The organism is Azospirillum sp. UENF 112521, assembly GCF_058780665.1.
The window spans coordinates 602,188-624,008 of record NZ_JBSNCI010000002.1 but is presented as its reverse complement, the minus strand read 5'-3'; the positions used below and the strand labels follow the sequence as shown (position 1 = coordinate 624,008).

General features: G+C 67.7%; 21 protein-coding genes and 1 pseudogene. 10 read left to right on the top strand and 12 right to left on the bottom strand.

What is annotated here, in order from left to right:
- Window positions 1–15 precede the first annotated feature (15 nt).
- Together ACWPN8_RS05230 and ACWPN8_RS05225 are read right to left on the bottom strand one after the other, a co-directional pair.
- On the bottom strand, window positions 16–663 hold the full coding sequence (locus ACWPN8_RS05230) for a hypothetical protein (protein WP_109445308.1): 648 nt from the start codon (window positions 661–663) through the stop codon (window positions 16–18).
- Window positions 664–759: 96 nt separating this feature from the next.
- On the bottom strand, window positions 760–903 hold the full coding sequence (locus ACWPN8_RS05225; protein ID WP_199237544.1) for a hypothetical protein: 144 nt from the start codon (window positions 901–903) through the stop codon (window positions 760–762).
- A gap of 121 nt (window positions 904–1,024) precedes the next feature.
- On the opposite strand from ACWPN8_RS05225, the gene ACWPN8_RS05220 reads away from it, so the two are divergent.
- From ACWPN8_RS05220 to ACWPN8_RS05210, 3 genes are all read left to right on the top strand, one after another.
- Window positions 1,025–1,600, top strand: a complete 576-nt coding sequence (locus tag ACWPN8_RS05220; protein ID WP_109445307.1) for an ankyrin repeat domain-containing protein — start codon at window positions 1,025–1,027, stop codon at window positions 1,598–1,600.
- A 43-nt stretch (window positions 1,601–1,643) separates the two neighbouring features.
- Window positions 1,644–2,627, top strand: a complete 984-nt coding sequence (locus ACWPN8_RS05215; protein WP_492240092.1) for a cobalamin biosynthesis protein — start codon at window positions 1,644–1,646, stop codon at window positions 2,625–2,627.
- A 119-nt stretch (window positions 2,628–2,746) separates the two neighbouring features.
- Window positions 2,747–3,691 carry a DMT family transporter gene (locus ACWPN8_RS05210; RefSeq protein WP_492240091.1) on the top strand — a complete coding sequence of 315 codons (945 nt, stop codon included), beginning with the start codon at window positions 2,747–2,749 and terminating at the stop codon, window positions 3,689–3,691.
- Between the two features lie 9 nt (window positions 3,692–3,700).
- Here ACWPN8_RS05210 and ACWPN8_RS05205 read toward each other — a convergent pair whose 3' ends face one another.
- The 3 genes from ACWPN8_RS05205 to htpX form a co-directional block, all read right to left on the bottom strand.
- Complete coding sequence (locus ACWPN8_RS05205) at window positions 3,701–4,426, bottom strand: hypothetical protein (RefSeq protein ID WP_492240090.1); 726 nt, start codon at window positions 4,424–4,426, stop codon at window positions 3,701–3,703.
- Between the two features lie 19 nt (window positions 4,427–4,445).
- The gene (locus ACWPN8_RS05200; protein WP_109445303.1) at window positions 4,446–5,378 is read right to left on the bottom strand and encodes a DHH family phosphoesterase; all 933 of its coding nucleotides are present in this window, start codon (window positions 5,376–5,378) and stop codon (window positions 4,446–4,448) included.
- A 101-nt stretch (window positions 5,379–5,479) separates the two neighbouring features.
- Window positions 5,480–6,478 carry a zinc metalloprotease HtpX gene (htpX, locus tag ACWPN8_RS05195; RefSeq protein WP_492240089.1) on the bottom strand — a complete coding sequence of 333 codons (999 nt, stop codon included), beginning with the start codon at window positions 6,476–6,478 and terminating at the stop codon, window positions 5,480–5,482.
- 104 nt (window positions 6,479–6,582) lie between these two features.
- Here htpX and ACWPN8_RS05190 point away from each other — a divergent pair, with 104 nt between their 5' ends.
- The gene (locus ACWPN8_RS05190; RefSeq protein WP_492240088.1) at window positions 6,583–6,771 is read left to right on the top strand and encodes a DUF1674 domain-containing protein; all 189 of its coding nucleotides are present in this window, start codon (window positions 6,583–6,585) and stop codon (window positions 6,769–6,771) included.
- 21 nt (window positions 6,772–6,792) lie between these two features.
- On the opposite strand, the gene ACWPN8_RS05185 is transcribed toward ACWPN8_RS05190, so the two are convergent.
- From ACWPN8_RS05185 to ACWPN8_RS05165, 5 genes and pseudogenes are all read right to left on the bottom strand, one after another.
- On the bottom strand, window positions 6,793–7,869 hold the full coding sequence (locus tag ACWPN8_RS05185) for a sn-glycerol-3-phosphate import ATP-binding protein UgpC (RefSeq protein ID WP_492240087.1): 1,077 nt from the start codon (window positions 7,867–7,869) through the stop codon (window positions 6,793–6,795).
- Window positions 7,870–7,894: 25 nt separating this feature from the next.
- Window positions 7,895–8,743 (bottom strand): sn-glycerol-3-phosphate ABC transporter permease UgpE, encoded by an 849-nt coding sequence (ugpE, locus tag ACWPN8_RS05180; protein WP_109096929.1) that lies wholly within the window; start codon window positions 8,741–8,743, stop codon window positions 7,895–7,897.
- Window positions 8,740–9,625 (bottom strand): annotated as a pseudogene (ugpA, locus tag ACWPN8_RS05175) (sn-glycerol-3-phosphate ABC transporter permease UgpA). The gene ugpE and the pseudogene ugpA overlap by 4 nt, the downstream one beginning before the upstream one ends.
- An 80-nt stretch (window positions 9,626–9,705) precedes the next feature.
- Window positions 9,706–11,061, bottom strand: coding sequence for a sn-glycerol-3-phosphate ABC transporter substrate-binding protein UgpB (ugpB, locus tag ACWPN8_RS05170; protein ID WP_492240086.1), 1,356 nt, complete (start codon window positions 11,059–11,061; stop codon window positions 9,706–9,708).
- Window positions 11,062–11,345: 284 nt separating this feature from the next.
- Window positions 11,346–11,975 carry a response regulator gene (locus ACWPN8_RS05165; protein WP_492240085.1) on the bottom strand — a complete coding sequence of 210 codons (630 nt, stop codon included), beginning with the start codon at window positions 11,973–11,975 and terminating at the stop codon, window positions 11,346–11,348.
- Window positions 11,976–12,047: 72 nt separating this feature from the next.
- Between ACWPN8_RS05165 and ACWPN8_RS05160 the strand changes: the two genes are divergently transcribed.
- Window positions 12,048–12,805, top strand: a protein-coding gene (locus tag ACWPN8_RS05160; protein ID WP_492241372.1) for an IS5 family transposase whose coding sequence is annotated in 2 segments (ribosomal slippage) — window positions 12,048–12,372 and window positions 12,372–12,805 — 759 coding nt in all. Because the reading frame shifts where the segments join, the coding sequence is not laid out codon by codon here.
- On the opposite strand, the gene ACWPN8_RS05155 is transcribed toward ACWPN8_RS05160, so the two are convergent.
- Window positions 12,736–13,803 (bottom strand): sensor histidine kinase, encoded by a 1,068-nt coding sequence (locus ACWPN8_RS05155; RefSeq protein WP_492240084.1) that lies wholly within the window; start codon window positions 13,801–13,803, stop codon window positions 12,736–12,738. The two genes, ACWPN8_RS05160 and ACWPN8_RS05155, sit on opposite strands and share 70 nt — an antisense overlap.
- Before the next feature lie 277 nt (window positions 13,804–14,080).
- On the opposite strand from ACWPN8_RS05155, the gene ACWPN8_RS05150 reads away from it, so the two are divergent.
- Window positions 14,081–14,839, top strand: a complete 759-nt coding sequence (locus ACWPN8_RS05150; protein WP_492240083.1) for a M48 family metallopeptidase — start codon at window positions 14,081–14,083, stop codon at window positions 14,837–14,839.
- 34 nt (window positions 14,840–14,873) lie between these two features.
- Here ACWPN8_RS05150 and ACWPN8_RS05145 read toward each other — a convergent pair whose 3' ends face one another.
- Window positions 14,874–18,146, bottom strand: a complete 3,273-nt coding sequence (locus ACWPN8_RS05145; protein ID WP_492240082.1) for a bifunctional diguanylate cyclase/phosphodiesterase — start codon at window positions 18,144–18,146, stop codon at window positions 14,874–14,876.
- A gap of 434 nt (window positions 18,147–18,580) precedes the next feature.
- On the opposite strand from ACWPN8_RS05145, the gene purB reads away from it, so the two are divergent.
- From purB to rarD, 4 genes are all read left to right on the top strand, one after another.
- Window positions 18,581–19,876, top strand: coding sequence for an adenylosuccinate lyase (purB, locus tag ACWPN8_RS05140; protein WP_492240081.1), 1,296 nt, complete (start codon window positions 18,581–18,583; stop codon window positions 19,874–19,876).
- A 162-nt stretch (window positions 19,877–20,038) separates the two neighbouring features.
- A complete protein-coding gene (locus tag ACWPN8_RS05135) occupies window positions 20,039–20,278 on the top strand; it encodes a BolA family protein (protein ID WP_012973287.1) in 240 nt (79 codons plus the stop codon).
- Between the two features lie 87 nt (window positions 20,279–20,365).
- Window positions 20,366–20,701: a Grx4 family monothiol glutaredoxin gene (gene grxD / locus ACWPN8_RS05130; protein ID WP_085088255.1), complete on the top strand. Its 336-nt coding sequence runs from the start codon at window positions 20,366–20,368 to the stop codon at window positions 20,699–20,701.
- Between the two features lie 191 nt (window positions 20,702–20,892).
- Entirely contained in the window at window positions 20,893–21,819 is a 927-nt protein-coding gene (gene rarD / locus ACWPN8_RS05125; protein ID WP_109452071.1) for an EamA family transporter RarD, read from the top strand.
- The last annotated feature ends 2 nt before the right edge of the window (window positions 21,820–21,821 follow it).

The following is a 21,821-nucleotide window of genomic DNA, read 5'->3' as shown; positions in this document are numbered from 1 at the left end:
AGCGGCGGCGGACCGTCACATCGATCCGGTCTGCCGCACGTCGTGAACCTCGGCCGGCCGGGTGGTATGGCGGTTCAGGATCTCCAGCGCGATGCGTTCGCGCGCGGCATCGCCGACATTGACCCACAGCAGGATGCCGCCCTTGTCGAGGTGTTGCAGCATCGGCTCGTTGCGCTTGTCGGTGATCCATTGCGACAGGAAAGACCCCGCCGCCCCGCTGCCGACACCCGCCGCTGCGGCAGCGGCTGCGGCGGCCAGTGCGGTGCCGCCGGTGGCGAGCACGGCACCGGTGGCGATGATGGCGCCGACATAGGCGGGGAAGCCGACCGCGGCCCCCTTGCCGCTGCCGACATCCTCCGGCGAGATGTAGGCCTGCCGCGGCGCGTCGGGATCGTGGGCGAGGCTGCCGACGTCGCCCGGCACATCGCCCAGCCGCTCGCGGATCGTCTCGTCATTGGCCAGCAGGCTCAGCTCATGTCGCTGGAAGCCGGCGAGCGTCAGGTCGTCGATGGCGTTCTGCAGGGCATCGCGGCTGTCGAAGACCGCCACGGCCTCGCGCACCGTCGCATCGGTGCTGCCGGCATCGGTGCCGGCGGTTCCGCTGTCTCCCGTCCAGGCACTGGAATCGATCGTGGTCGGGTTCTGGTCGCGGCTCTCGATCATGCCTCCACCCCTTCGCTTGACAGGAAGTCCGAACAATCCGAATCCAACCGGAAAGCGGAGGCAAGGTTCCGTTCAGGGTCGCGATGCGGACTTCGATCAGGGCCGCGATGCAGCTGGCGGAGGCACCGCGCCGCGCGGCTCCGGCATGGTCCCCAGGAACCACCACAGGCCCAGCCCGATCAGCACGGCCTTCACCAGCAGGAACAGCGCGATGTGGCGGGCGAGCGGATTGCGGACCATGGGTTCAACCTGTCGATGCGGACCCGCCGGCGGAGGGGCTGGCGATGAAGGCCGATCTGGCAAAAGCACCGGTGTTCTGGCTAGTATCCGGCACCCATGCTGTCAAGGAAGGATACCCGCCATGAAGCGGCTCCTGATCGCCACCCTGTTCGCCCCTCTGCTTGTGGCCGGCCTGACCGCCGGCTCCGCCGCCCCTGCCCTCGCCCAGATCAGCCTGTTCCAGGACACCGGTCTGATGCAGGCGGTCAATGACGGCGACGTCACCAAGACGAAGGGTGCCCTGTTGCGGGGCGAGAACCCCAACCAGGCGGACATCCATGGCAAGACCGCCCTGCTGGCTGCGGTCGACCGCTCCAGCCCGGCCATCGCCGCCCTGCTGCTGGACAGCGGTGCCAACGTGAACCGCGCCGACAAGGCAGGCATCACCCCGCTGCTGGCCGCGGCCGAGAACGGCAATCCGGAACTGATCGACCTGCTGCTGAAGAAGGGCGCCAAGGTCGACATGGAGAACCGCGAGGGCATGACCCCGCTGATGGTCGCCGCCCGCAACGGCCGGGCCGACGTGGTGGACAAGCTGCTGAAGGCCGGGGCCAAGGTCGACCGTTCCGACTTCACCGGACGGACCGCGCTGAACTGGGCGCAGGAAAGCCGCAACCCCCGCGTAGGAACCTTGCTGCGCCAGGCCGGCGCCCGCTGATCCCCCTGCCCCACGCCCGCTGATCCTCTGCCCCGGAGACTCCATGTTCGGTTCGGCCTTCGGCGGTCCCGGCCCGCTGCTGCTCCTGCTGCTGGCGCTGGGGATCGACGCGCTGTTCGGCGACTGGCTGGATCGCATCCTGCCCGACCCGGCGGGTCTGGCGCGGCGCTTCTGCAACGCCGCCGATGCCCGGCTGAACCGGGCGGAACGGGGCAAGTCGGCGCAGGTGTTCCGCGGGGCGCTGGTGGTGCTGGCGCTGGTGCTGATCGCCGCCGCCGCCGGGCTGCTGGTGGAGTGGATCGGCTCCATCGGCCGCGGCTGGATGGTGGAACTGCTGGCCCTGCTCTGCGGCCTGCGCGGCCGGGCAGCCTGGACCCGCGTCCGGGCGGTGCGGCGTGCGCTGGAAAGCGGCGGAGTCGTTGCCGGGCAGGAGGCGATCCAGTCGTTGACCCGCCGCCATGTCTATGGGCTGGACGAGCATGGCATCGCCCGCGCGGCGGTGGAGGCCGCCGCCCGCGCCTTCGACCGCAAGCTGGTGGCGCCGGCCTTCGGCTATGCCCTGCTCGGCGTGCCGGGCCTGTTCGTCTGGACCGTGATGGACGGCGCCGACGCCGCGCTGGGCAGCCCCGGCGTCCGCCATGGCCGATTCGGATCGACCGCGGCGACGCTGGACGACGCGCTGAACGCCCTGCCCGCCCGTCTGGCCGGTCTGCTGCTGGCGCTGGCCGCTCCCTTCATCGGCACCGCCAAAGCCGGCAGCGCTCTGCGCGCTCTCGGCCGCGACGCGCGCAAGCACCCGTCGCTGAACATGGGCTGGCCCATCGCCGCGATGGCCGGCGCGCTGGGGCTGGCGCTGGGCGGCCCGCACCGCGACGGCGGCGTCGTCATCACCGAGAACTGGATCGGCGACGGCCGCGCCCGCGTCACTCCGGCCGACATCGGGCGGGCACTCGCTCTGTCCGCCGTCGCCTCCCTGCTGTTGGTCGGGCTGGTGGCGCTGCTGCTGTGGGGCGTCGCCGGCATCTGAGTTGCCGCAACCTCGCGCTCCAGCCCTGCGCCCCGGACACGGCAATGTCCCGCCCTTGTCAGGCCATCGCCCGCGCCCTGTCCATATACTAGTATGACGAGGCAGGGAAAGCGGGGGCGATGAGTACGGGAGAGAGTGCGCCGGCTGCGGCGGAGGGCGCGCAGGCGGAAGCAATTTTGGCCGAGCGTGCCCTGGCGGAACGGCGGTCGGGCCGGGCCGGTATTTTCTGGATGATGCTGACGACCCTGCTGTTCGTCACCCAGGACGCCACCATCCGGGTCCTGACCAAAAGCTATCCGGTGGTGGAGGTCGCGTGGGCGCGCTTCGCCGTGCACATGCTGCTGGTGGGTACGGTCGTCGCATGGCGCAGCCCGCATCTGATGGTGTCGCACCGGCTGCCGCTGCAACTCGTCCGCTCCTGCCTGCTGCTGGCGACCACGCTGTTCGCCGTTCTGGCCTTGCGCAGCATCCCCTTCGCCGAGGTGCAGGCAATCGCTGCCGCCGTGCCGGTCCTGATCACGGCGCTGTCGGTGCCCTTGCTGGGCGAGAAGGTCGGCTGGCGGCGCTGGGTTGGCGTGCTGGTCGGGATGGCCGGCGCCCTGATCATCGTCGGGCCGGTGGGCGGCACCTTCCAATGGGCGCTGGCCCTGCCGCTGGCCGCGGCCTTCAGCAACGCGCTGTACCAGATCGCCACCCGCAAGCTGCGGGGCGCGGATTCGCCGACGACCACCATCTTCTACACCGGCATGGCCGGGACGGTCGCCTGTACGCTGGCCCTGCCCTTCAACTGGGTGACGCCCGACCTGACGGGGGCGGCGCTGATGATCCTGCTGGGGACGCTGGGCGGCATCAGCCATTTCTGCCTGATCCGCGCCTACAGCGCCGCCCCGGCCGCCACCGTGGCGCCCTTCGGCTACACCACGCTGGTGTGGGCGGCGGTCTATTCGCTGATGCTGTTCGGCGAGGAGCTGCGCCTGTCGACGATCCTCGGCACCGCCGTCATCGTCGGCAGCGGCGTCTACATCTTCTATCGCGAACAGATGCGGTCGCGGCAGCAGTCGTAAGGAAACGCGTCAGGCCGCTTGCGGCCCGACATCCTCCACCATGTAGAACGGCCCCCGCCGGTCGCGCTCGACCCGCAGGATGAAGCGGCTGACCCCACCGGCCTTGATGGTCCAGAGATCGCCGCCGCCGTCCAGCGGGCGAAGCTCCAGCTCGTCCGGAACCGGCGTCTCGCCCAGCCGCTTCAGGATGCGGTCGGCGCGGGTGCGGTCGATGCCGGGAAGGCTCTCGGCGGCGCGGGCGTCGAAGCGGTCGCTCTTCACATAGCGGGTGCCGGCGCCCTGGATCGGGCTGGACGGACGGCCGGGCTGCATCCGCGCCCGCGCCGCCATCAGCCGCCAGCGGGCAGTGCCACAGGCCCGGATCGCGGCGGCATGGACGGCGGCCACCCGCTCGATCAGCTCGGGGAACAGCGGCATCAGCTCGCGGCGCTTGTAGGCGACCCGGCTCATCAGCTCATGAATCGAGCGCTCGCTCGCCGCGGCGGCATCCGGCAACTCCACCGTCTCCGCCGCCAGCAAGGCCGGGATGGCGTCGAGCGCCGCTGCCGCCACCAGCGCCTCGATGCCGGCCAGCGCCGCCGCCCCTGCCGCACCGGTGCGGGCGATGGCATCGGCGACAACCGGCCGGGCGCGGTCGAGCGCCTCCGCCCTCGGCACCTCGTCGGACAGGGCAGACAGCCAGCCGGCATCGAACAGAGTGTCGTCGGAGAAAGGAAGAAAGGCGCTCAATCGCACAAAACCCGGTCGGTGACGCTCAGCCGTCCGCGCGCATGCGGGCGACCACCGCCTCCAGTACCTCTTCCGCCCGGTCGTTGTCGACCTGGCAGGTGCCGGCCGCCTGATGGCCGCCGCCGCCATACTCCAGCATCAGCGGGCCGATGTCGGTCTTGGAACTGCGGTCCAGGATCGACTTGCCGCAGGCCAGCACGGTGTTCTGCTGCTTCAGGCCCCACAGGACATGGATCGACACGTTGGTGTCGGGGAACAGCGCATAGATCATGAAGCGGTTGCCGGCATAGATCGTCTCCTCCTTGCGGAGGTCGAGTACGACGACGTTGCCGCGCACGGTGGCGCAGCGCTTCAGCTGATCGACGAACAGCTCGGCATGCTGGGTGTAAAGCTCCACCCGTTCCTTCACGTCGGGCAGGTCCAGGATCTGCTCGATGGAGTGGCTGCGGCAGTAGTCGATCAGATCCATCATCAGCTGGTAGTTCGACACCCGGAACTCGCGGAAGCGGCCGAGGCCGGTGCGCGCGTCCATGATGAAGTTCAGCAGGGTCCAGCCGGTCGGGTTCAGGATGTCCTCGCGCTGGTACTGCGCCGAGTCGGCCTGATCGACCGCTTCCATCATCTCGTCGGAGATGGTGGGAAAGCGCTCCTTCCCGCCATAGTAGTCATAGACGACGCGGGCGGCCGACGGCGCCTTGGGGTCGATGATGTGGTTGGGCTTCTCGCCGACGCGCATGGTTTCCGACAGGTGATGGTCGAACACCAGATGGGCGCCGTCGACATAGGGCAGGTTGGTGGTGATGTCGCGGTCGGTGATCTCGATCTTGCCGTCCTGCATGTCCTTGGGATGGACGAACTTGATCTCGTCGAGGATGCCCAGCTCCTTCAACAGGACGGCGCAGACGAGCCCGTCGAAATCGGACCGGGTGACAAGGCGGTACTTCGCGGCGTCGGACATGCAAGAAATCCCCTGGCGACCATCATGGTTGAGCGCGTGCCGGAAGGGTAGTCGCCTACCCCTTCGGCGCGCAATGCTTTACCAGAGGCCCGCCTGAGAGATCAGCCCCAGGGGCCGCGGCGGTTCTGCGGCATGAAGCCGCCTTGGCTGCTTTGCGGCGGCGCGCCCCAGGGCGAGCGCCCGTCACGCGGCGGAGCCGCACGGCCACCCCCACCGAACCCGCCGGTAAAGCCGCCAGTCTGGGCGGCCATCGCGCGCAGCCGCGCCACCCGCTCGCCCATGTCGGGGTGGGTGGAGAACAGGCTGGCCATGCTGGCGCCGCTGAGCGGATTGGCGATGAACAGGTGGGCGGTCGCCGGATGCGCCTCCGCCTGATAATTGGGGATGTGGTTGGCGCTGTTGTGGATGTTGGTCAGGGCATCGGCCAGCCAGTTGGGGCGGCCGCAGATCTCCGCGCCGATGCGGTCGGCCTCGAACTCGCGGGTGCGGCTGATCGCCATCTGCACCAGCGTCGCGGCGATGGGAGCAAGGATGGCGGCCAGGATCGCGCCCACCATGCCCAGCGGGTTGCCGCCACGCTCGTCGTTGCTGGAGCCGCCGAAGAACAGGCCGAAGTTGGCGAGCATCGACACCGCACCGGCGATGGTCGCGGTGATCGTCATGATCAGGGTGTCGCGGTTCTTCACATGGGCCAACTCATGCGCCATCACGCCGGCGATCTCCTCCGGCGTCAGGCGCTGCAACAGGCCGGTGGTGGCGGCGACCGCCGCATGGTCCGGATCGCGGCCGGTGGCGAAGGCGTTGGGCTGGTCGTTCTGGATGATGTAGACGCGCGGCATCGGCAGGCCGGCTCGTTCCGCCAGCCGGGCGACGATGCCATGGAATTCGGGGGCGGAATAGGCGTCGACCTCGCGGGCGCCGTACATCGACAGCACCATGTCGCCCGAATTCCAGTAGCTGAACAAATTCATGCCCAGCGCCATGACGAAGGCGATGATCAGGCCGGTCTTGCCGCCCAGCAGGAAGCCGACCGCCATGAAGATCGCCGTCAGGCCGGCAAGGAGGATGGTGGTCTTCAGATAGCTGGTCATGATCGCCATATCGGTTCAGGATGGGCCGAAGCGGGGTAACCCGCTCCGATCCCGGACATGGCAAAGATATGGGGCCGGGCCGCGCCCGCGTTCAAGATACCCGCAGTATCGCGATGGACATGATGACCGAACCGACCAAGCCGCAGCAGGACGCCGCCGAGGCGGTGTCCGACCAGACAACTCCGGACACCACGGAAACCAAGGGACCGGAACAGAAGCCCGGCGAGATCGGCGGCCCGAAGGGGCCGGAGCCGACCCGCTACGGCGACTGGGAGTTCAAGGGACGCTGTTCGGACTTCTGATCGGAGAGCGACCGCACCCGGTCACTCCACCCGCCGGCCGGTCACCGCGTCGAACAGGTGCAGGGCGCCGTCCTGCGGGGTGACCGTCAGCCGGTCGCGCTCGCGCACGGTGGGGATGCCCGCCATGCGGACCAGCAGGCTCTCGCCGTCCGGCAGGCGGCCATAGACCACGGTGTCGGCGCCCAGCGCCTCGACCAGCTCGACCTCGATGGAGAAACCGCCTGAGAGCCCCTCCGCGGCGACGGCCATGTGCTCCGGCCGGATGCCCAGCTTCACCGGGCGGCCTGCGTCGGTCGGGCGCGGCTGCGGCAGGGCCAGGCGCTGGCCGCCGGGCAGCAGCACCGCCTCGCCACGGTCGTCGATGCGGCCGTCCAGCACATTCATCGGCGGCGAACCGATGAAGCCGGCGACGAACAGGCTGGCCGGGCGCTGATAGACCTCCAGCGGCGTGCCGATCTGTTCGGCGACACCATGGTTCATCACCAGGATGCGGTCGGCCAGAGTCATCGCCTCCACCTGATCGTGGGTGACGTAGAGGCTGGTGATGCCGAGCCGGTCCTGAAGCCGCTTAATCTCCACCCGCATCTGGGTGCGCAGCTTGGCGTCGAGGTTAGACAGCGGCTCGTCGAACAGGAAGGCGGCCGGTTCGCGCACGATGGCGCGCCCCATGGCGACGCGCTGGCGCTGGCCGCCCGACAGTTGGCTCGGCCGGCGGTCGAGGAAGCGGCCGAGTTCGAGGATGGTCGCCGCCTTGTCGACGCGCGCCCGGATTTCCGCCTTCGGAATTCCGCGGATCTTCAGGCCGTAGGCCATGTTGTCGAAGACCGTCATGTGCGGATAGAGCGCGTAGTTCTGGAACACCATCGCGATGTCGCGGTCCTTGGGGTCCAGATGGTTGACCACGCGCCCGCCGATGGCGATCTCGCCGCCGGTGATGCCTTCCAGCCCGGCGACCATGCGCAGCAGGGTGGACTTGCCGCAGCCCGACGGCCCCAGCAGGACGAGGAATTCCCCGTCCTGGATCGCGATGTCGATGCCCTTGATCGCTTCGACCGGGCCGTAGGACTTGCGGACGTTGCGGATTTCAACGGTTGCCATTGTTTTTCTTTCCCTTCGCCCGCGCTTACTTTTCGCTGTCCACAAGACCTTTGACGAACCAGCGCTGCATGAACACCACCACCGCCACCGGCGGCAGCATCGCCAGCACCGTGGTCGCCATGATGATGTGCCAGTCGTTGGCCGATTCGCCGGTGCCGATCATCTTGGTGATGCCGGTCACGATGGTCTCCATATCGCCGCTGCTGGTGACCAGGAGCGGCCAGAGATACTGGTTCCAGCCATAGATGAAGAGGATGACGAAGAGTGCGGCGATGTTGGTGCGCGACAGCGGCAGCACCACGTCGATGAAGAAGCGCACCGGCCCGGCGCCGTCGATCTTCGCCGCCTCCAGCAGTTCGTCCGGAATGGTCAGGAAGAACTGGCGGAACAGCAGCGTCGCGGTGGCCGAGGCGATCAGCGGGATTGCGAGCCCGGCATAGCTGTTGATCAGGCCCAGATCGGCGACGACCTTGTAGGTCGGGATGATCCGCACCTCAACCGGCAGCATCAGCGTGATGAAGATCAGCCAGAAGAAGGCCATGCGCAGCGGAAAGCGGAAGAAGGCCACCGCATAGGCCGACAGGATTGAGATGGCGATCTTGCCCAGCGCGATGGACAGCGCCATCACCAGGCTGTTCAGCATCATGGTGCGGACGGGCGTGTACATGGCGCGGTCGCCGGCCTCGCCCACCCAGGCCTGGGCGTAGTTGGTCAGCCCCTGCCCGCCCGGCCACAGCGGCAGGCCGCCGCGGCCGATGGTGCCGGAATCCCAGGTGGAGCCGATCAGCGTCACATAGATCGGATAGGCGAAGATCAGGACGCCGACGATCAGGACGATGTGCGGCAGCAGATCGATGAAACGGGTCGGCTTCATGAGTAGTGGACCTTGCGCTCGACGAAGCGGAACTGCACCGCGGTCAGCGCGATGACGATCACCATCAGGATTACCGACTGGGCCGACGATCCGCCGAGGTCGTTGTTGACGACGCCGTCCTGATAGACGCGGAAGATCAGCGTCTCCGTCGCCTTGCCCGGCCCGCCCTGGGTCAGGGCATGGATGGTGCCGAAGGTTTCGAAGAAGGCGTAGACCATGTCGACCACCAGCAGGAAGAAGGTGGTCGGCGACAGCAGCGGGAAGGTGATGGTCCAGAACCGCCGCACCGGACCGGCGCCGTCGATGCTGGCCGCCTCCATCACCGACCGCGGGATCGCCTGCAATCCGGCCAGGAAGAAGATGAAATTGTAGGACACCTGCTTCCAGCTGGCGGCCATGATCACCATCGTCAGCGCCTGCCCGCCGTTCAGCCGGTAATCCCAATCATAACCCAGCGCCCGCAGCGCCCGGCCGAAGGACCCGATGTCGGGGTTGAAGATGAACATCCACAGCACCGCCGCGACGGCCGGGGCCAGCGCATAGGGCCAGATCAGCAGCGTCTTGTAGGCCCGCGCACCCTTGATCTTGGAATCGGCCAGCACCGCCAACAGCAGCGCCAGCCCCATCGCCAGCACGGTCACCGCCAGGCTGAAGACGACCGTGACCTTCAGCGTGTCGAGATAGTTCGGGTCGCCCAGCACATTGGTGAAGTTCTCGAACCAGAACGAATTCGCTGCGGATGCCGAAGGCGTCCTGCAGATGCACCGACTGCCAGATCGCGTTGGCGGCCGGCCAGATGAAGAACACCAGCGTCACGGCCACCTGCGGCGCCAGCAGCAGGTAGGGCAACAGCCGGTTGTCGAAGGTGACGCGACGCTGCAAAGGATGGTCTTTCGTCAATGGTAAACGGCGCCATCCCTCCCCCGCCACCGGGCGGGAGAGGGATGGTGTTGCAGGCGATCTCAGCCCTTGTTGGCGCGCTCGAAGTTGCGCAGCACGGTGTTGCCGCGCTTGATCGAGGCGTCCAAGGCCTGCTTGGCGTCCTGCTGGCCCTGGAAGGCCTTCTCAAGCTCTTCCTGGATGATGTTGCGGATTTCCGGCAGGTTGCCCAGCCGCAGGCCCATGCTGTTCTCGGTGGTCGGCGTCCGGGTCAGCTGGGCGGCCGGCACGTCGGCGCCGGGATTCTTCTCGTAATAGCCCTGCGCCTTGGCGAGGTCGAAGCCCTTCATCGTCACCGGGACATAGCCGGTGTCCATGTGCCACTTGGCATCGACCTCGGGCCGGGCGAGATAGGTGAAGAACTGCGACACCGCCTTGTATTCGGCCGGCGTGCGCTTGGGCGAGGTCATCACCCAGAAGGCGGCGCCGCCGATGATGCTGTTCTTCGGGCCGTCCTTGGCAAATTCCGGCCAGTAGGGCAGCGGAGCGGCACCCCAGGCGAAGGTCGCCTCCTTCAGGATGCGGCTGCGCAGGCCCGACGAGGCGTGGATCATCGCGCATTCGCCCGACGGGAACAGGGCGTCGGGCTTGTTGTCGCGGCCGCCATACTTGAACAGGCCGTCCTTCTGCATGTCGATCAGCGTCTGGACATGCTTGACGTAGAGCGGGGCGTCGATCTTCAGCTCGGCGTTCAGGCCGCCGAAGCCGTTGGCCTGGCTGGCGAAGGGCGTGTTGTGGATGGCGCCCAGCTGTTCGAACTGCGCCCACACCGGCCAGGCGGTGGTGAACGGACAGGTGGAGCCCGAGGCCTTCAGCTTCTTCGTCGCCTCGATCATCTCCGGCCAGGTCGCCGGCGGCTTGTTGGGATCGAGGCCGGCCTTCTGGAAGGCGTCCTTGTTGTAGAACATGATGGTGCTGGAGCTGTTGAACGGCAACGCCATCATCTTCCCGTCCTTGGACGAGTAATACCCCTTCACCGCCGGGATGTAGGCGTCGGCGTCGAAGGACGCGCCCGTCTCCTGCATCAGCTGGTAGACCGGCTTCACCGCCGGACCGGCGGCCATCATGGTGGCGGTCCCGACCTCGAACATCTGCACGATGTGCGGCGCGTTGCCGGCGCGGAAGGCGGCGATGGCCGCCTGCATCGTCTCCGGATAGCTGCCCTTGTAGGAGGCGTTGACCTGGACCGCCTGCTGGCTGTCGTTGAAGTCCTTGGCAATCTGCTCCAGCTGGCCGCCCAGCGGCTGCGGCAGGCCGTGCCAGAAATCGACCACGGTCTTCTGCTGCGCGAGCGCCGAACCCGGCAATGCCGCGGCGAACAGCAGGGCGGAAGCGGAGGCGGCGCCCGTCAGGAGGGCAAGCTTGCGGCGGGTCAACATGCGGTGGGTCTCCCTATCCCGGTATGGTTCGCGGTTGTCATGAGGGCAACGGGTTGCCGTCCCGCGACGCTTTCGTGAAGTTTTGGTGGCAATCGCCAACGTTGCTGTGTGCGATTGCGAAAAAGACCGGCAGCGTGATGATCGCTTCCGAAACTGTTTGGTTGCTCTAACCGTCACACTGCGCACGCACACGAGGGTCTGTCAAGGCGTCGCATTACAGTTTTGTGACGTGAAAATCGCGGCGATGGAATGTTGCAGAGCGAAAACGCGCAAGTGCGGAACGGCTAACGCGGGCAGGCGGCATCCGTCCGGCGGATGGGTGCCGGAGCCCCCGCCCGTCCGGCCATCAGGCTGCGGCTCAACAGGCGGCGCAGGGCGGCCGGATCGCAGGGCTTGTGGACCAGGGGAAAGCCGCTGCGGTCGACGCTGCGCAGCCGGTCGGGGTCGGTGTCGCCGGTGACGATGACGCCCGGCACCCGCCGGCCGCAGCGGGCACGGACCGCCTGGATGGCGTCGATGCCGGTCTCCGGTCCCGACAGCCGCAGGTCGGACAGCACGAGGTCGGGCGCCGCAGCACCGCCCCCCAGCCCGGCACAGGCTTCGTCGATGCCGCGGGCGGGGATGACCGCATAGCCCCAGCCGCGCAGCAACAACCCGATCCCCTCAAGCTGCACCGCGTCGTCCTCGATCACCAGCACCGTGCCGGTCACCGCAGGAGCGGCAGCGAAGGACGACCGCCCGGCCGCCGGCTCCGGCTCGCTGTCGCCGAACTCGTCGCCCGAGCGGTCGCCGTCATTGCCGGCCAGCGGCACCTCCACCGCGAAGACGGAGCCCTTGCCGAGCCTGGAGCGCACCGTCACCGGATGCCCCAGCACCTGCCCCAGCCGCCGCACGATGGCAAGGCCTAGGCCCAATCGACATTCATGGTTCCCATCGGGACTGAGTTGTGATTCATGGGTTTCCGCTATTTTGAGGCGGAGCTGTCGATGGGGATCAAACGCTACGAACTGACGGATTCCCAATGGGCACGGATTTCAGGATTGCTGCCCGGCAAGGTTGGCGATCCCGGCCGCTCGGGTGGCGATAATCGTCTGTTCGTCAATGGCTGCCTGTGGGTTCTCCGTTCCGGCGCCCACTGGTGCGATCTGCCTGAACGATATGGCAAGTGGAAGACGGTCCACCGCCGTTTCAGCCGCTGGTGCCACGCCGGGGTCTGGGAGCGGGTGTTCGAGGCGCTGACTGCCGACCGGGATAACCAGTACCTGATGATCGATAGCACGATCGTGCGTGCGCATCAGCAGGCGGCGAGCGGAAAAGGGGGGCCAAGGATCAGGCGCTGGGGCGTTCCCGAGGAGGATTGACCACCAAGATCCACATGCTGGCCGATGCGCTCGGCCGACCTCTGCGCTTGATTGTCACCGCCGGACAGGTCGGCGACATCACTCAGGCCGAAGCCTTGTTGGAAGGGCAGTCCGGCGCCGCTGTCCTCGCCGACAAAGCCTATGACAGCAATGCCTTGCGGGAGACGATTGCCGCCATGAATGCCAAAGCCGTCATCCCCTCCAACCGCTCTCGCAAGCTCATCATTCCTCATGATGCCGAAGCCTACAGACATCGAAACCGCATCGAGCGATGTTTCAACCGCCTCAAGCACTTCAGGCGATTCGCCACTCGCTACGACCGCAGGAAAATACACTTCAATGGCTTTCTCAGCCTCGCAAGCATCTCAATTTGGCTGAGGTGATTGTCGATCCGACCTAGACCCAGACCCTGCTTGCGGTCGCGCCCCGGATTGCCGAGCTGGTGGAAATCCTCAAAGATCACGGCATGGTTGGACGGGTCGATGCCGACACCGGTGTCCCAAACCTCGATGCGCAGGAACTCGCCGCGCCGCCGTGCCGCCAGCAGGACTCCGCCCTTCAGCGTGTAGCGCAGGGCGTTGGCCATTATCGGCCGCAGCAGCCGTTCCATCAGCGCCGGGTCGCTGGTGATGTGGGCGTCGAACGGGTGGATGTTCAGGCGTAGCCCCTTCGCCTCCGCCTCCGGGCCGAACTCCTCCAGCATCTTGGCGAACAGTTCGTCGACCGGGAAGGTCTGCGGCTTGGCGGTGACCAGCCCGGCCTCCAGCGCCGAGACCTCCAGCAGGGCGCGCAGCAGCGCCTCGCCGCCGAGGATCGCCTGCTCCAGCTTGTTCGCCAGCTCGATGGAGGCCGGATCGGTCAGCCTGCCGCTCAACAGATGGTGGAACAGGTGCATCGCCTGGAAGGGCTGGCGCAGGTCGTGGCTGGCCGCCGACAGGAACTTGCCCTTGGCGGTGCGGGCGCGCTCGGCATCGGCGCGGGCCTGCGCCGCCTCCGCCCTTGCTTGCGCCAAGGCGGCCGCCCCGGCGTCGGCCACGAGAGCCACCGCGTGGATACGGCCATCGGCGCCCGTGACCGGCGTCAATGCCGGCGTGACGGGAAAGCCGGGAAGTGGTCCGGTGGCGGAGGCAGGCGTGCCGGTCGCCATCACCCGCCGCCGCAGCCCGTCGATCGCTTCGGCCGTTCCGGCCGGCAGCCCGGCCTCCGCCAGCGACAGCCCCTCCACCCTGCCCGGCCCATGGCCGATCAGGATGGCGAAGGCCGGATTTGCCACCAGCACGCGCCCGTCCTCGCCAAGCAGGGCCTGGGGAGAAGCGCTGGCCGACAGCAGTGTGTCCAGCCAATCCTCACGTGTCGGAGTCTTTCCAGGGATGAGGGGCATGGCATGTACTCGGCAATGCTAAGGGGCGAGGCTAACGGAACAACCATAGGCAAACGAACATGTGAACCGGCGGCAAATGGGAGGTCTACAGACCACCGCGTTACCTCTGCTTTATCTTGTGCCCCGATCGATCGTGTCAAATGTGACCTCAGTCGATCCCATAGGCCGGGATCGTTCAAAAGCCCTAATGCTTTAAGCCGAAACCGGACCGCGGCACCATTCAGACAAAGGGCGGAGGATGCTTCCGCAGCCGGCAGTGGCCGCGCTATAAGACGGCATGGTGCAACGCCTCCCCACCCTTGTGCGTCGCCGCAAGCGATCCGCCGCCCGGCCGCCCCAGCCGCCCCGCGCGCTGGAGATATCCGGCCTGCCGATTCCGCTGGAGCTGCGGGAAAGCGCGCGTGCGACCCGCATGACCCTGCGTGTCGATGCCGGACGCGGGCTGGTCCAGGTGGTGGTGCCGGTCGGCGTGTCGGAAACCGATGCCCGCCAGTTCGTCGGCCGGCATGACGGCTGGCTGCGGGCGCGGCTGGCGGCGATGCCGCCGTCCCTGCCCTTCGCCGACGGCGCCAGCGTGCCCTATCTCGGCATCGAGCATGTCATCCGCCACGACCCTGCCATGCGCGGCCCGACGCGCCTTGAGGACGGTGCCCTGCTGGTCGGCGGCCAGCCCGAGCATGTCGCCCGCCGCATCCGCGATTTCCTGACCGCGGAGGCCAAGCGCGAGCTGGCGACCCGTGCCCGGCTGAAGGCCGCGGTCATCGGCGCCCGCGTGGCGGCGGTCACGATCCGCGACACCAAAAGCCGCTGGGGCAGCTGCTCGTCCACCGGCCGGCTGTCCTTCTCCTGGCGGCTGATCCTGACGCCGGAGCCGGTGCTGGATTACGTGGTCGGCCACGAGGTGGCCCATCTGCGCGAGATGAACCACTCGCCGCGCTTCTGGGCGCTGTGCGCCAGCCTGACGGACGGCAGCGGCGTGGACTGGCCGCGGGCCTGGCTGAAGGCGAACGGTACGCGGCTGCTGCGGTACGGGTGACGCCCGGTGGGTGACGCCTGCCCTGATCGACCGCCTAACCCACCGGTTCGGCCACCCGCGGCTCGGCTGCCGCTGCGTCGCGGCGGACGAACTCCAGGAAATCCTCGTAGGGCATCGGGCGGCCCAGCAGATAGCCCTGGCACTGGTCGCAGCCCATCTCGGCGAGGCAGCCATACTGCTCCTCGGTCTCCACCCCTTCGGCCAGCGTCTGCATGCGCAAGGACCGCGCCATGCCGATGATCGCCTCGGCGATGGCGCCGCTGTCCGGGTTGCCGGCGCGCAGGCCGCTGACGAAGCTGCGGTCGATCTTCAGCTTGTCGACGCGGAAGCGCTTCAGATAGGCCAGCGAGGAATAGCCGGTGCCGAAATCGTCGATGGCGACCGGCACCCCCAGCTCGCGCAGCCGCGAGAAGGTTTCCGACACCACGTCGGACTCGTCCATCAGGACGCTTTCCGTCACCTCCAGCTCCAGTGCCGAGGGCGGGATGCCGTAGGCCGACAGCCAGCCGGCCACCCGCTCCGCCAGTCCCGGACGGCGCACCTGCACCGCCGACAGGTTGATGGCGATCAGCAGGTCATGGTGGCGCAGCAGTTCGGCCGCGCGGCGGCAGGCCTCGCCCAGCACCCAATCGCCCAGAGGCAGGATCAGGCCGGTATCCTCGGCCACCGGGATGAACTGGCCGGGCATGATCAGCGTGCCGTCGGGCTGGCGCCAGCGCACCAGCGCCTCCGCCCCGATCAGCCGGCGGCCGTCCATGGAGAACTGCGGCTGGAAATGCAGTTCCAGTTCGTTGTTGGCGAGCGCCCGGCGCAGGTTGTTTTCGGTCCACATCCGGTCCGACGCGCGGCGGTTCAGCTCCGGCGTGAAGAACTGGTAGGTGGCGCGCCCGGCATCCTTCGCGGCATACATCGCCATGTCGGCGCTTTTCAGCAGCCCGTCGATGTCGGTGCCGTCGTCGGGGTAGATGGCGATGCCGATGGAGGGCGTGACCCGCAACTCGTGCCCGTCGATCAGATAGGGTTCAGACAGGGTGTGCAGGACCTTGCGCGCGACGATGTCCGCCGCGTCGGGGCTGCCCATGTCGCCGATCAGGATGATGAACTCGTCGCCGCCCTGGCGGCTGACGGTGTCGCCCGCCCGCACGGTGCCGGTCAGCCGCCCGGCCACCTCGCGCAGCAGGTCGTCGCCGACCTGATGTCCCAGGCTGTCGTTGATCGTCTTGAAGCGGTCGAGATCGACGAACAGCAGCCCGACCTTGGTGCCGTGGCGCCCGGCGGCCAGCATCGCGCGCTCCAGCCGGTCGCGCAGCAGGAAGCGGTTGGGCAGGTCGGTCAGGAAATCGAACTGCGCCAGATGGCGGATGCGCTCCTCCTGCGCCCTGGTCGCGGTGATGTCGCTGAAGGCCGCGATATAGTTGGCGACGGCGCCGTCCTCGTTGCAGACCAGCTTGACGCTCAGCCACTCCGGGAACACCTCGCCGTTCTTGCGGGTGCTCCAGATCTCGCCGGCCCAATGGCCGTTTTCGAGCAGCTGCGCCCACAGCTCCTCATAGAAGCCGGAGGGATTGCGGTCGGAGCGCAGGAAGTCGGGGCCCCGGCCCAGCACCTCGTCCCGATCGTAGCCGGTGATGCGGGAGAAGGCGTCGTTGGCGGCGACGATCTGCCGGTGTTCGTTGGCGACGAACATGCCCTCGGCCGCATTGTCGAACACCTTGGCCGACAGGCGGAGCTGCCACTCCGCCCGCTTGCGCTCGCTGATGTCGCGGGCGATGGCCGAGTAATAGACGTCGCCTTCGTAGGTGATGCGGCTGGCGGTGACCTCCAGCTCCAGCGTGCGGCCGTCGGCGGTGCGGTAGGCGGTCTCGTAATGGCTGGCCGCGGCCTCGCCCTCGGCGGCGAAGCGCTTCAGCAGATCGGCCTGCCCCATCACGAGGTCTTCCAGCGTTCCGCCCAGGGCCTGGCAGCCGAAGGGATTGATGTAGGCGATGCGCAGGCCGGCGTCGGCCAGCACGACGATCTCCGACACATGGTCGATGAAGAAGTTGGCGAGATACAGCTGACGCGCCCGTTCGCGCAGCATGCTGTCGCTGTGCCTGACCCGCAGCTGATAGCCGCCGACGATGCGCCGGATCCAGCCGGTGACCAGCCATGACACGCCGACCGACGCCGCCAGCGCCACGGCCAGCACCGCCACCGTGGTCCAGACCCGCTGGTTGACGCCGCGGCTGATTTCCGCCCGGCGGACCTCCATCTCCTTGCCGACATCGTCGATGTAGAAGCCGGCGACCAGGATCCAGCCCCAGACGCTGGGGGCCGAGACATAGGCCATTTTCGGGGTCGGCCGGGCGGTGACCGGATGGATCCAGTCATAGCGCAGCTCGCCGCCGCCCTGGCGTCCGAGTTCCAGCAACCGGGTGACGAGGTCGCGCTCGGTCTTCCATGGCAGGTCGCGGGCGTTCATCCCCTCCGACGCCGGGGCGGTGGGCGACAGCAGCACCTGCCCGTCCTGGCGCAGCACCCCGACATAGCCGGTTTCCCCGAAGCGGAAGGCGCGCAGACGCTCCAGCGATTCGTGCTGCAACCGCGCCTCCACCGCTCCCAGCGCGTCGCTGGCGCCGATCACCCAGTCATAGGGTTCAAAGCGGCGGACGAAGGCCATCTTGTCCACGGCCGATCTGTCGCCAGTTTGGACCGGATCGTCCGGCATGCGCCAGCGATAGCGGGCGAAGCCGCGCAGGCTGGGATCCTGGACGGCCCGCATCAGCTCGCGCATCACCGCGGCCCCTTGCGGATCGGGAGCGGAGAAGGGAGAGGTCCCCTCCCGCGCCGGGTCGACCGGCATCAGCACCGATTCGCCGTTCAGGTCGTTGATGAAGTAGTAGCCGCGCCCGCCGGAGAAGCGCAGCGGCCGCAGCGTCTGTTTGATCGATTCCTTCACCGACGCTTCGGGCAGGATGTCCTTTTCCCGGTCATGGACGCTGCGGGCGATGGAATAGGCCTCGTCCACCTGGGCGCGCAGCTGCTCCTTCAGCAGCGGTTCGACGCGCGAGCGCATGTAGGCGAGGTAGGACTGCGCGTTCTCCACCTCCTGCACCAGGGCCTGGTGCTGCTCCTCGACATAGCGCGCCTCGCTCTGCTGGAGGTCGTGCTCCAAGTCGGCCCAATGCTGCCAGACGAAATAGAGGCCGAGCCCGAGGACGAGCGCCGAGACCAGCGCCATCGACGCCAGGAATTGCAGGCGGTAGAGCCGGGCCTCGTCGGACGAGCGCGACGGCGCACGGACCAGCTCGGCGACGGGGTCGGACAAGAAGGGCTCCCTTCGGATGGCCTGTTCGGCGGAACTCGCGGAAACCGGCTGGGGCCGGTCCCGATGCGCTGTGCAAGTGTTGCTTAATGCTCGCGCGGATTCAACTGCAAGCAAATCAAATCCACCCAGGCGCGACTCTTTGACTGTTTTCCTCGCGTCTGGATGGACGGTGGCGTGCGGATCCCTATGTTGACAGGGAATTGATGGAAAGTCCGCCCGCGCAACGTTAGGCGCGGATTCCCTTAGGCTGGCAAAGATTCGCCCGTGAAGATTAATGCCGCCAACAGCGGAGCGGGCAGACAAGCCGGTTGGGCGGACGGATCGGGCCATCGCGAGGCTTTAAAACGCCCCCCGGCACCGCTATGGTCGCGCGCGCGTGCTATCAGACCTGCAGCCGCTCCTTTTCCAGCGCCAGCATCCTCCGGAGAGTGCCGATGATCCCCCGCTATACCCGCCCCGAAATGGCCCGCATCTGGGAGCCGGAGAACCGCTTCCGCATCTGGTTCGAGATCGAGGCGCACGCCTGCGACGCGCAGGCCGAGCTGGGCGTGATCCCGAAGGAGGCCGCCAAGGCGGTGTGGGAGCGCGGCAAGTGGGAGATCGACCGCATCGACGAGATCGAGCGCGAGACCCGGCACGACGTCATCGCCTTCCTGACCAACCTCGCCGAATATGTCGGTCCGGAAGCCCGCTTCGTCCACCAGGGCATGACCTCGTCGGACGTGCTGGACACCTGCCTCGCCGTCCAGCTGACCCAGGCCGCCGACCTGCTGCTGGCCGACATGGACGCCCTGCTGGCCGCGCTGAAGCGCCGGGCCTATGAGCACAAGAACACCGTCACCATCGGCCGCAGCCACGGCATCCATGCCGAGCCGACGACCTTCGGCCTGAAGCTGGCCGGCCATTACGCCGCCTTCGCCCGTGGGCGCGAGCGTCTGGTCCAGGCGCGCCAGGACATCGCCACCTGCGCCATCTCCGGCGCCGTCGGCACCTTCGCCAACATCGATCCGCGGGTGGAGGAGCATGTCGCCGCCAAGCTCGGCCTGTCGGTGGAGCCGGTGTCGACCCAGGTCATCCCGCGCGACCGCCACGCCTTCTTCTTCTCCGTGCTGGGCGTGATCGCGTCGAGCGTCGAGAATCTGGCCACGGAAATCCGCCACCTGCAGCGCACCGAGGTGCGCGAGGCGGAGGAGTATTTCCACCCCGGCCAGAAGGGCTCGTCGGCGATGCCGCACAAGCGCAACCCGGTGCTGTCGGAGAACCTGACCGGCCTGGCCCGCATCGTGCGCGCCGCCGTCGTCCCGGCACTGGAGAACGTCGCGCTGTGGCACGAGCGCGACATCTCCCACAGCTCGGTCGAGCGGATGATCGGCCCCGACGCCACCGTCACGCTGGACTTCGCCCTGGTGCGCCTGACCGGCATGATGGAAAAGCTGGTGGTCTATCCGGAGCGCATGCAGAAGAACCTGGACGACCTGGGCGGGCTGGTCTTCTCGCAGCGCGTCCTGCTGGCCCTGACCCAGGCCGGCATGAGCCGCGAGGACAGCTACAAGGCGGTGCAGCGCAACGCCATGCAGGTGTGGGAGAAGGGCGGCAACTATCTGGACCTGCTGTCGAACGACGCCGACATCGCCAAGCACATCGGCCGCGACAAGCTGGAGCCGATGTTCGACATGACCTACCACACCAAGCATGTCGACACGGTGTTCAAGCGCGTGTTCGGCGAATAACAGGCGTCTCCTGTTGAATGAGGGGCGTCCGGGCCGTTACGGCGTCTTCCGCAGGGCGGCAAAGACTTGCCGGTGGATGACAAACGGCCCGGCCGCACCTACTCTATCTCGATAAGCGTGTGCCCGGGCGGGGCAATCCTGAACAGAGCGAGGACCAGACCCATGGCGATGGAAGCCGCCACGATCGAAAAGCTCATCAAGGAAGGCATCCCGGACGCGGTCGTGGAGATCGCGGACCTGCGCGGCGACGGCGACCACTATGCCGCGCTCGTCACCTCCGCCGCCTTCAAGGGCAAGAGCCGGGTGCAGCAGCACCAGATGGTCTACGCATCCCTCCAGGGAAAGATGGGCGGCGAACTGCACGCCCTGGCGCTGACCACCGCGGTGCCGGAAGGCGCCTGACGCAAGGCTGCCGGAAGGCGCCTGATCAAAGTTGCAACGGACAAGGCCCCGGCGCCGCCGGGCCTTAATCGGAAGGGTTATCAGGTCATGGTCGATCAGAACGTCGTCGAGCGCATCGAGCAGGACATCAAGAACAACGATGTCGTGCTGTACATGAAGGGGACCCCGGTGTTCCCGCAGTGCGGCTTCTCCGCCGCCGTCGTCCAGGTGCTCAGCCACACCGGCGTCAAGTTCAAGGGCGTCAACATCCTGGAGGACCCGGGCCTGCGCCAGGGCCTGAAGGAATACTCGAACTGGCCGACCTTCCCGCAGCTCTACGTCAAGGGCGAGCTGGTCGGCGGCTGCGACATCGTCCGCGAGATGTACGAGTCGGGCGAGTTGCAGACCCTGATGGCCGACAAGGGCGTCGCCACCGCCGCCTGACCGCATCGCCGGTCCGGTGAGAAACGGAAAAGCCCCGCTCCGGCGGGGCTTTTTCATGCCCGGCACCTTTTCCATGCCGGGCATTTTCGATACCCGACGCCAGGATGACGTGTAGCGATGCCGGCCGCGCAGCCCGGCCATGCCCGGCGGCCCGCTGCCGGATTGCCCAAACAATGTGCTAAACGGACGGTATGGCTCAGACCCCGCCGCCCGCCAAGGCCCCGACCTCCACAACCGCCGCGTTCGTCGCGGCGCTTGCCTCCTACCTGATCTGGGGGCTGGTCAACCCCGTCTTCTTCAAATCCCTGGGCGATGTCGGCGCGGTGGAGATCGTCGCCCACCGCGTGGTGTGGACCGTGGTGCTGGTCGGCATCGGCGTGCTGGCGACCCGCGGGCCGGCGGCCGTCGTCGCCGCGGTCGGCAACTGGCGCCGGCTGGGCATCCTGGTGGTCACCACCCTGCTGGTCACCGTCAACTGGACCGTCTTCATCTGGGCGGTGGTGAACAGCCGGCTGGTCGAGGCCAGCCTGGGATACTTCATCAACCCGCTGGTCAATGTGCTGCTGGGCGTGCTGTTCCTGAACGAACGGCTCAGCCGCGGCCGGATGCTGGCGGTCGCCATCGCCGCGGCCGGCGTCGGCAGCCTCGTCGTCAGCTATGGCGCCGTGCCCTGGGTCGCGCTGTCGCTGGCACTGTCCTTCGGCTTCTACGCCCTGGTGCGCAAGAAGGCGGCGATCGATCCGGTGATCGGACTGCTGGTGGAAACCGCCCTGCTGCTGCCGGCGGCGCTGGGTTATCTGCTGTGGCTGGGCAGCGACGGCGCCTTCGGCCATGGCTGGGGGGAAAGCACCCTGCTGGTGCTGGCCGGACCGATGACGGCGGTGCCGCTCGTGCTGTTCATGATCGGCGCGAGCCGGCTGACCATGACCACCCTGGGTCTGCTGCAATATGTCGGGCCGACCGGGCAGTTGCTGCTGGGCGTGCTGGTCTATGGCGAGGCCTTCACCCACAGCCACGCCATCACCTTCGCCTGCATCTGGGTGGCCCTCGCCGTCTTCACCGCCGACGCGGTGCACAGCCACCGCGCCACCACCCGCGCCGCGGCAGCTGCGGAGTAGGG

Excerpts from the sequence above, each read along its gene's own strand:
- ACWPN8_RS05225 (WP_199237544.1), bottom strand. The coding sequence starts at position 903 with ATGGTCCGCAATCCGCTCGCCCGCCACATCGCGCTGTTCCTGCTGGTG.
- ACWPN8_RS05155 (WP_492240084.1), bottom strand. The coding sequence starts at position 13,803 with ATGCCCCTCATCCCTGGAAAGACTCCGACACGTGAGGATTGGCTGGAC.
- ACWPN8_RS05215 (WP_492240092.1), top strand. The coding sequence starts at position 1,644 with ATGTTCGGTTCGGCCTTCGGCGGTCCCGGCCCGCTGCTGCTCCTGCTG.
- grxD (WP_085088255.1), top strand. The coding sequence starts at position 20,366 with ATGGTCGATCAGAACGTCGTCGAGCGCATCGAGCAGGACATCAAGAAC.
- purB (WP_492240081.1), top strand. The coding sequence starts at position 18,581 with ATGATCCCCCGCTATACCCGCCCCGAAATGGCCCGCATCTGGGAGCCG.
- ACWPN8_RS05190 (WP_492240088.1), top strand. The coding sequence starts at position 6,583 with ATGGACATGATGACCGAACCGACCAAGCCGCAGCAGGACGCCGCCGAG.
- ACWPN8_RS05185 (WP_492240087.1), bottom strand. The coding sequence starts at position 7,869 with ATGGCAACCGTTGAAATCCGCAACGTCCGCAAGTCCTACGGCCCGGTC.
- ACWPN8_RS05230 (WP_109445308.1), bottom strand. The coding sequence starts at position 663 with ATGATCGAGAGCCGCGACCAGAACCCGACCACGATCGATTCCAGTGCC.
- ACWPN8_RS05135 (WP_012973287.1), top strand. The coding sequence starts at position 20,039 with ATGGCGATGGAAGCCGCCACGATCGAAAAGCTCATCAAGGAAGGCATC.
- ACWPN8_RS05150 (WP_492240083.1), top strand. The coding sequence starts at position 14,081 with ATGGTGCAACGCCTCCCCACCCTTGTGCGTCGCCGCAAGCGATCCGCC.
- ugpE (WP_109096929.1), bottom strand. The coding sequence starts at position 8,743 with ATGAAGCCGACCCGTTTCATCGATCTGCTGCCGCACATCGTCCTGATC.
- rarD (WP_109452071.1), top strand. The coding sequence starts at position 20,893 with ATGGCTCAGACCCCGCCGCCCGCCAAGGCCCCGACCTCCACAACCGCC.
- htpX (WP_492240089.1), bottom strand. The coding sequence starts at position 6,478 with ATGGCGATCATGACCAGCTATCTGAAGACCACCATCCTCCTTGCCGGC.
- ACWPN8_RS05220 (WP_109445307.1), top strand. The coding sequence starts at position 1,025 with ATGAAGCGGCTCCTGATCGCCACCCTGTTCGCCCCTCTGCTTGTGGCC.
- ugpB (WP_492240086.1), bottom strand. The coding sequence starts at position 11,061 with ATGTTGACCCGCCGCAAGCTTGCCCTCCTGACGGGCGCCGCCTCCGCT.
- ACWPN8_RS05200 (WP_109445303.1), bottom strand. The coding sequence starts at position 5,378 with ATGTCCGACGCCGCGAAGTACCGCCTTGTCACCCGGTCCGATTTCGAC.
- ACWPN8_RS05210 (WP_492240091.1), top strand. The coding sequence starts at position 2,747 with ATGAGTACGGGAGAGAGTGCGCCGGCTGCGGCGGAGGGCGCGCAGGCG.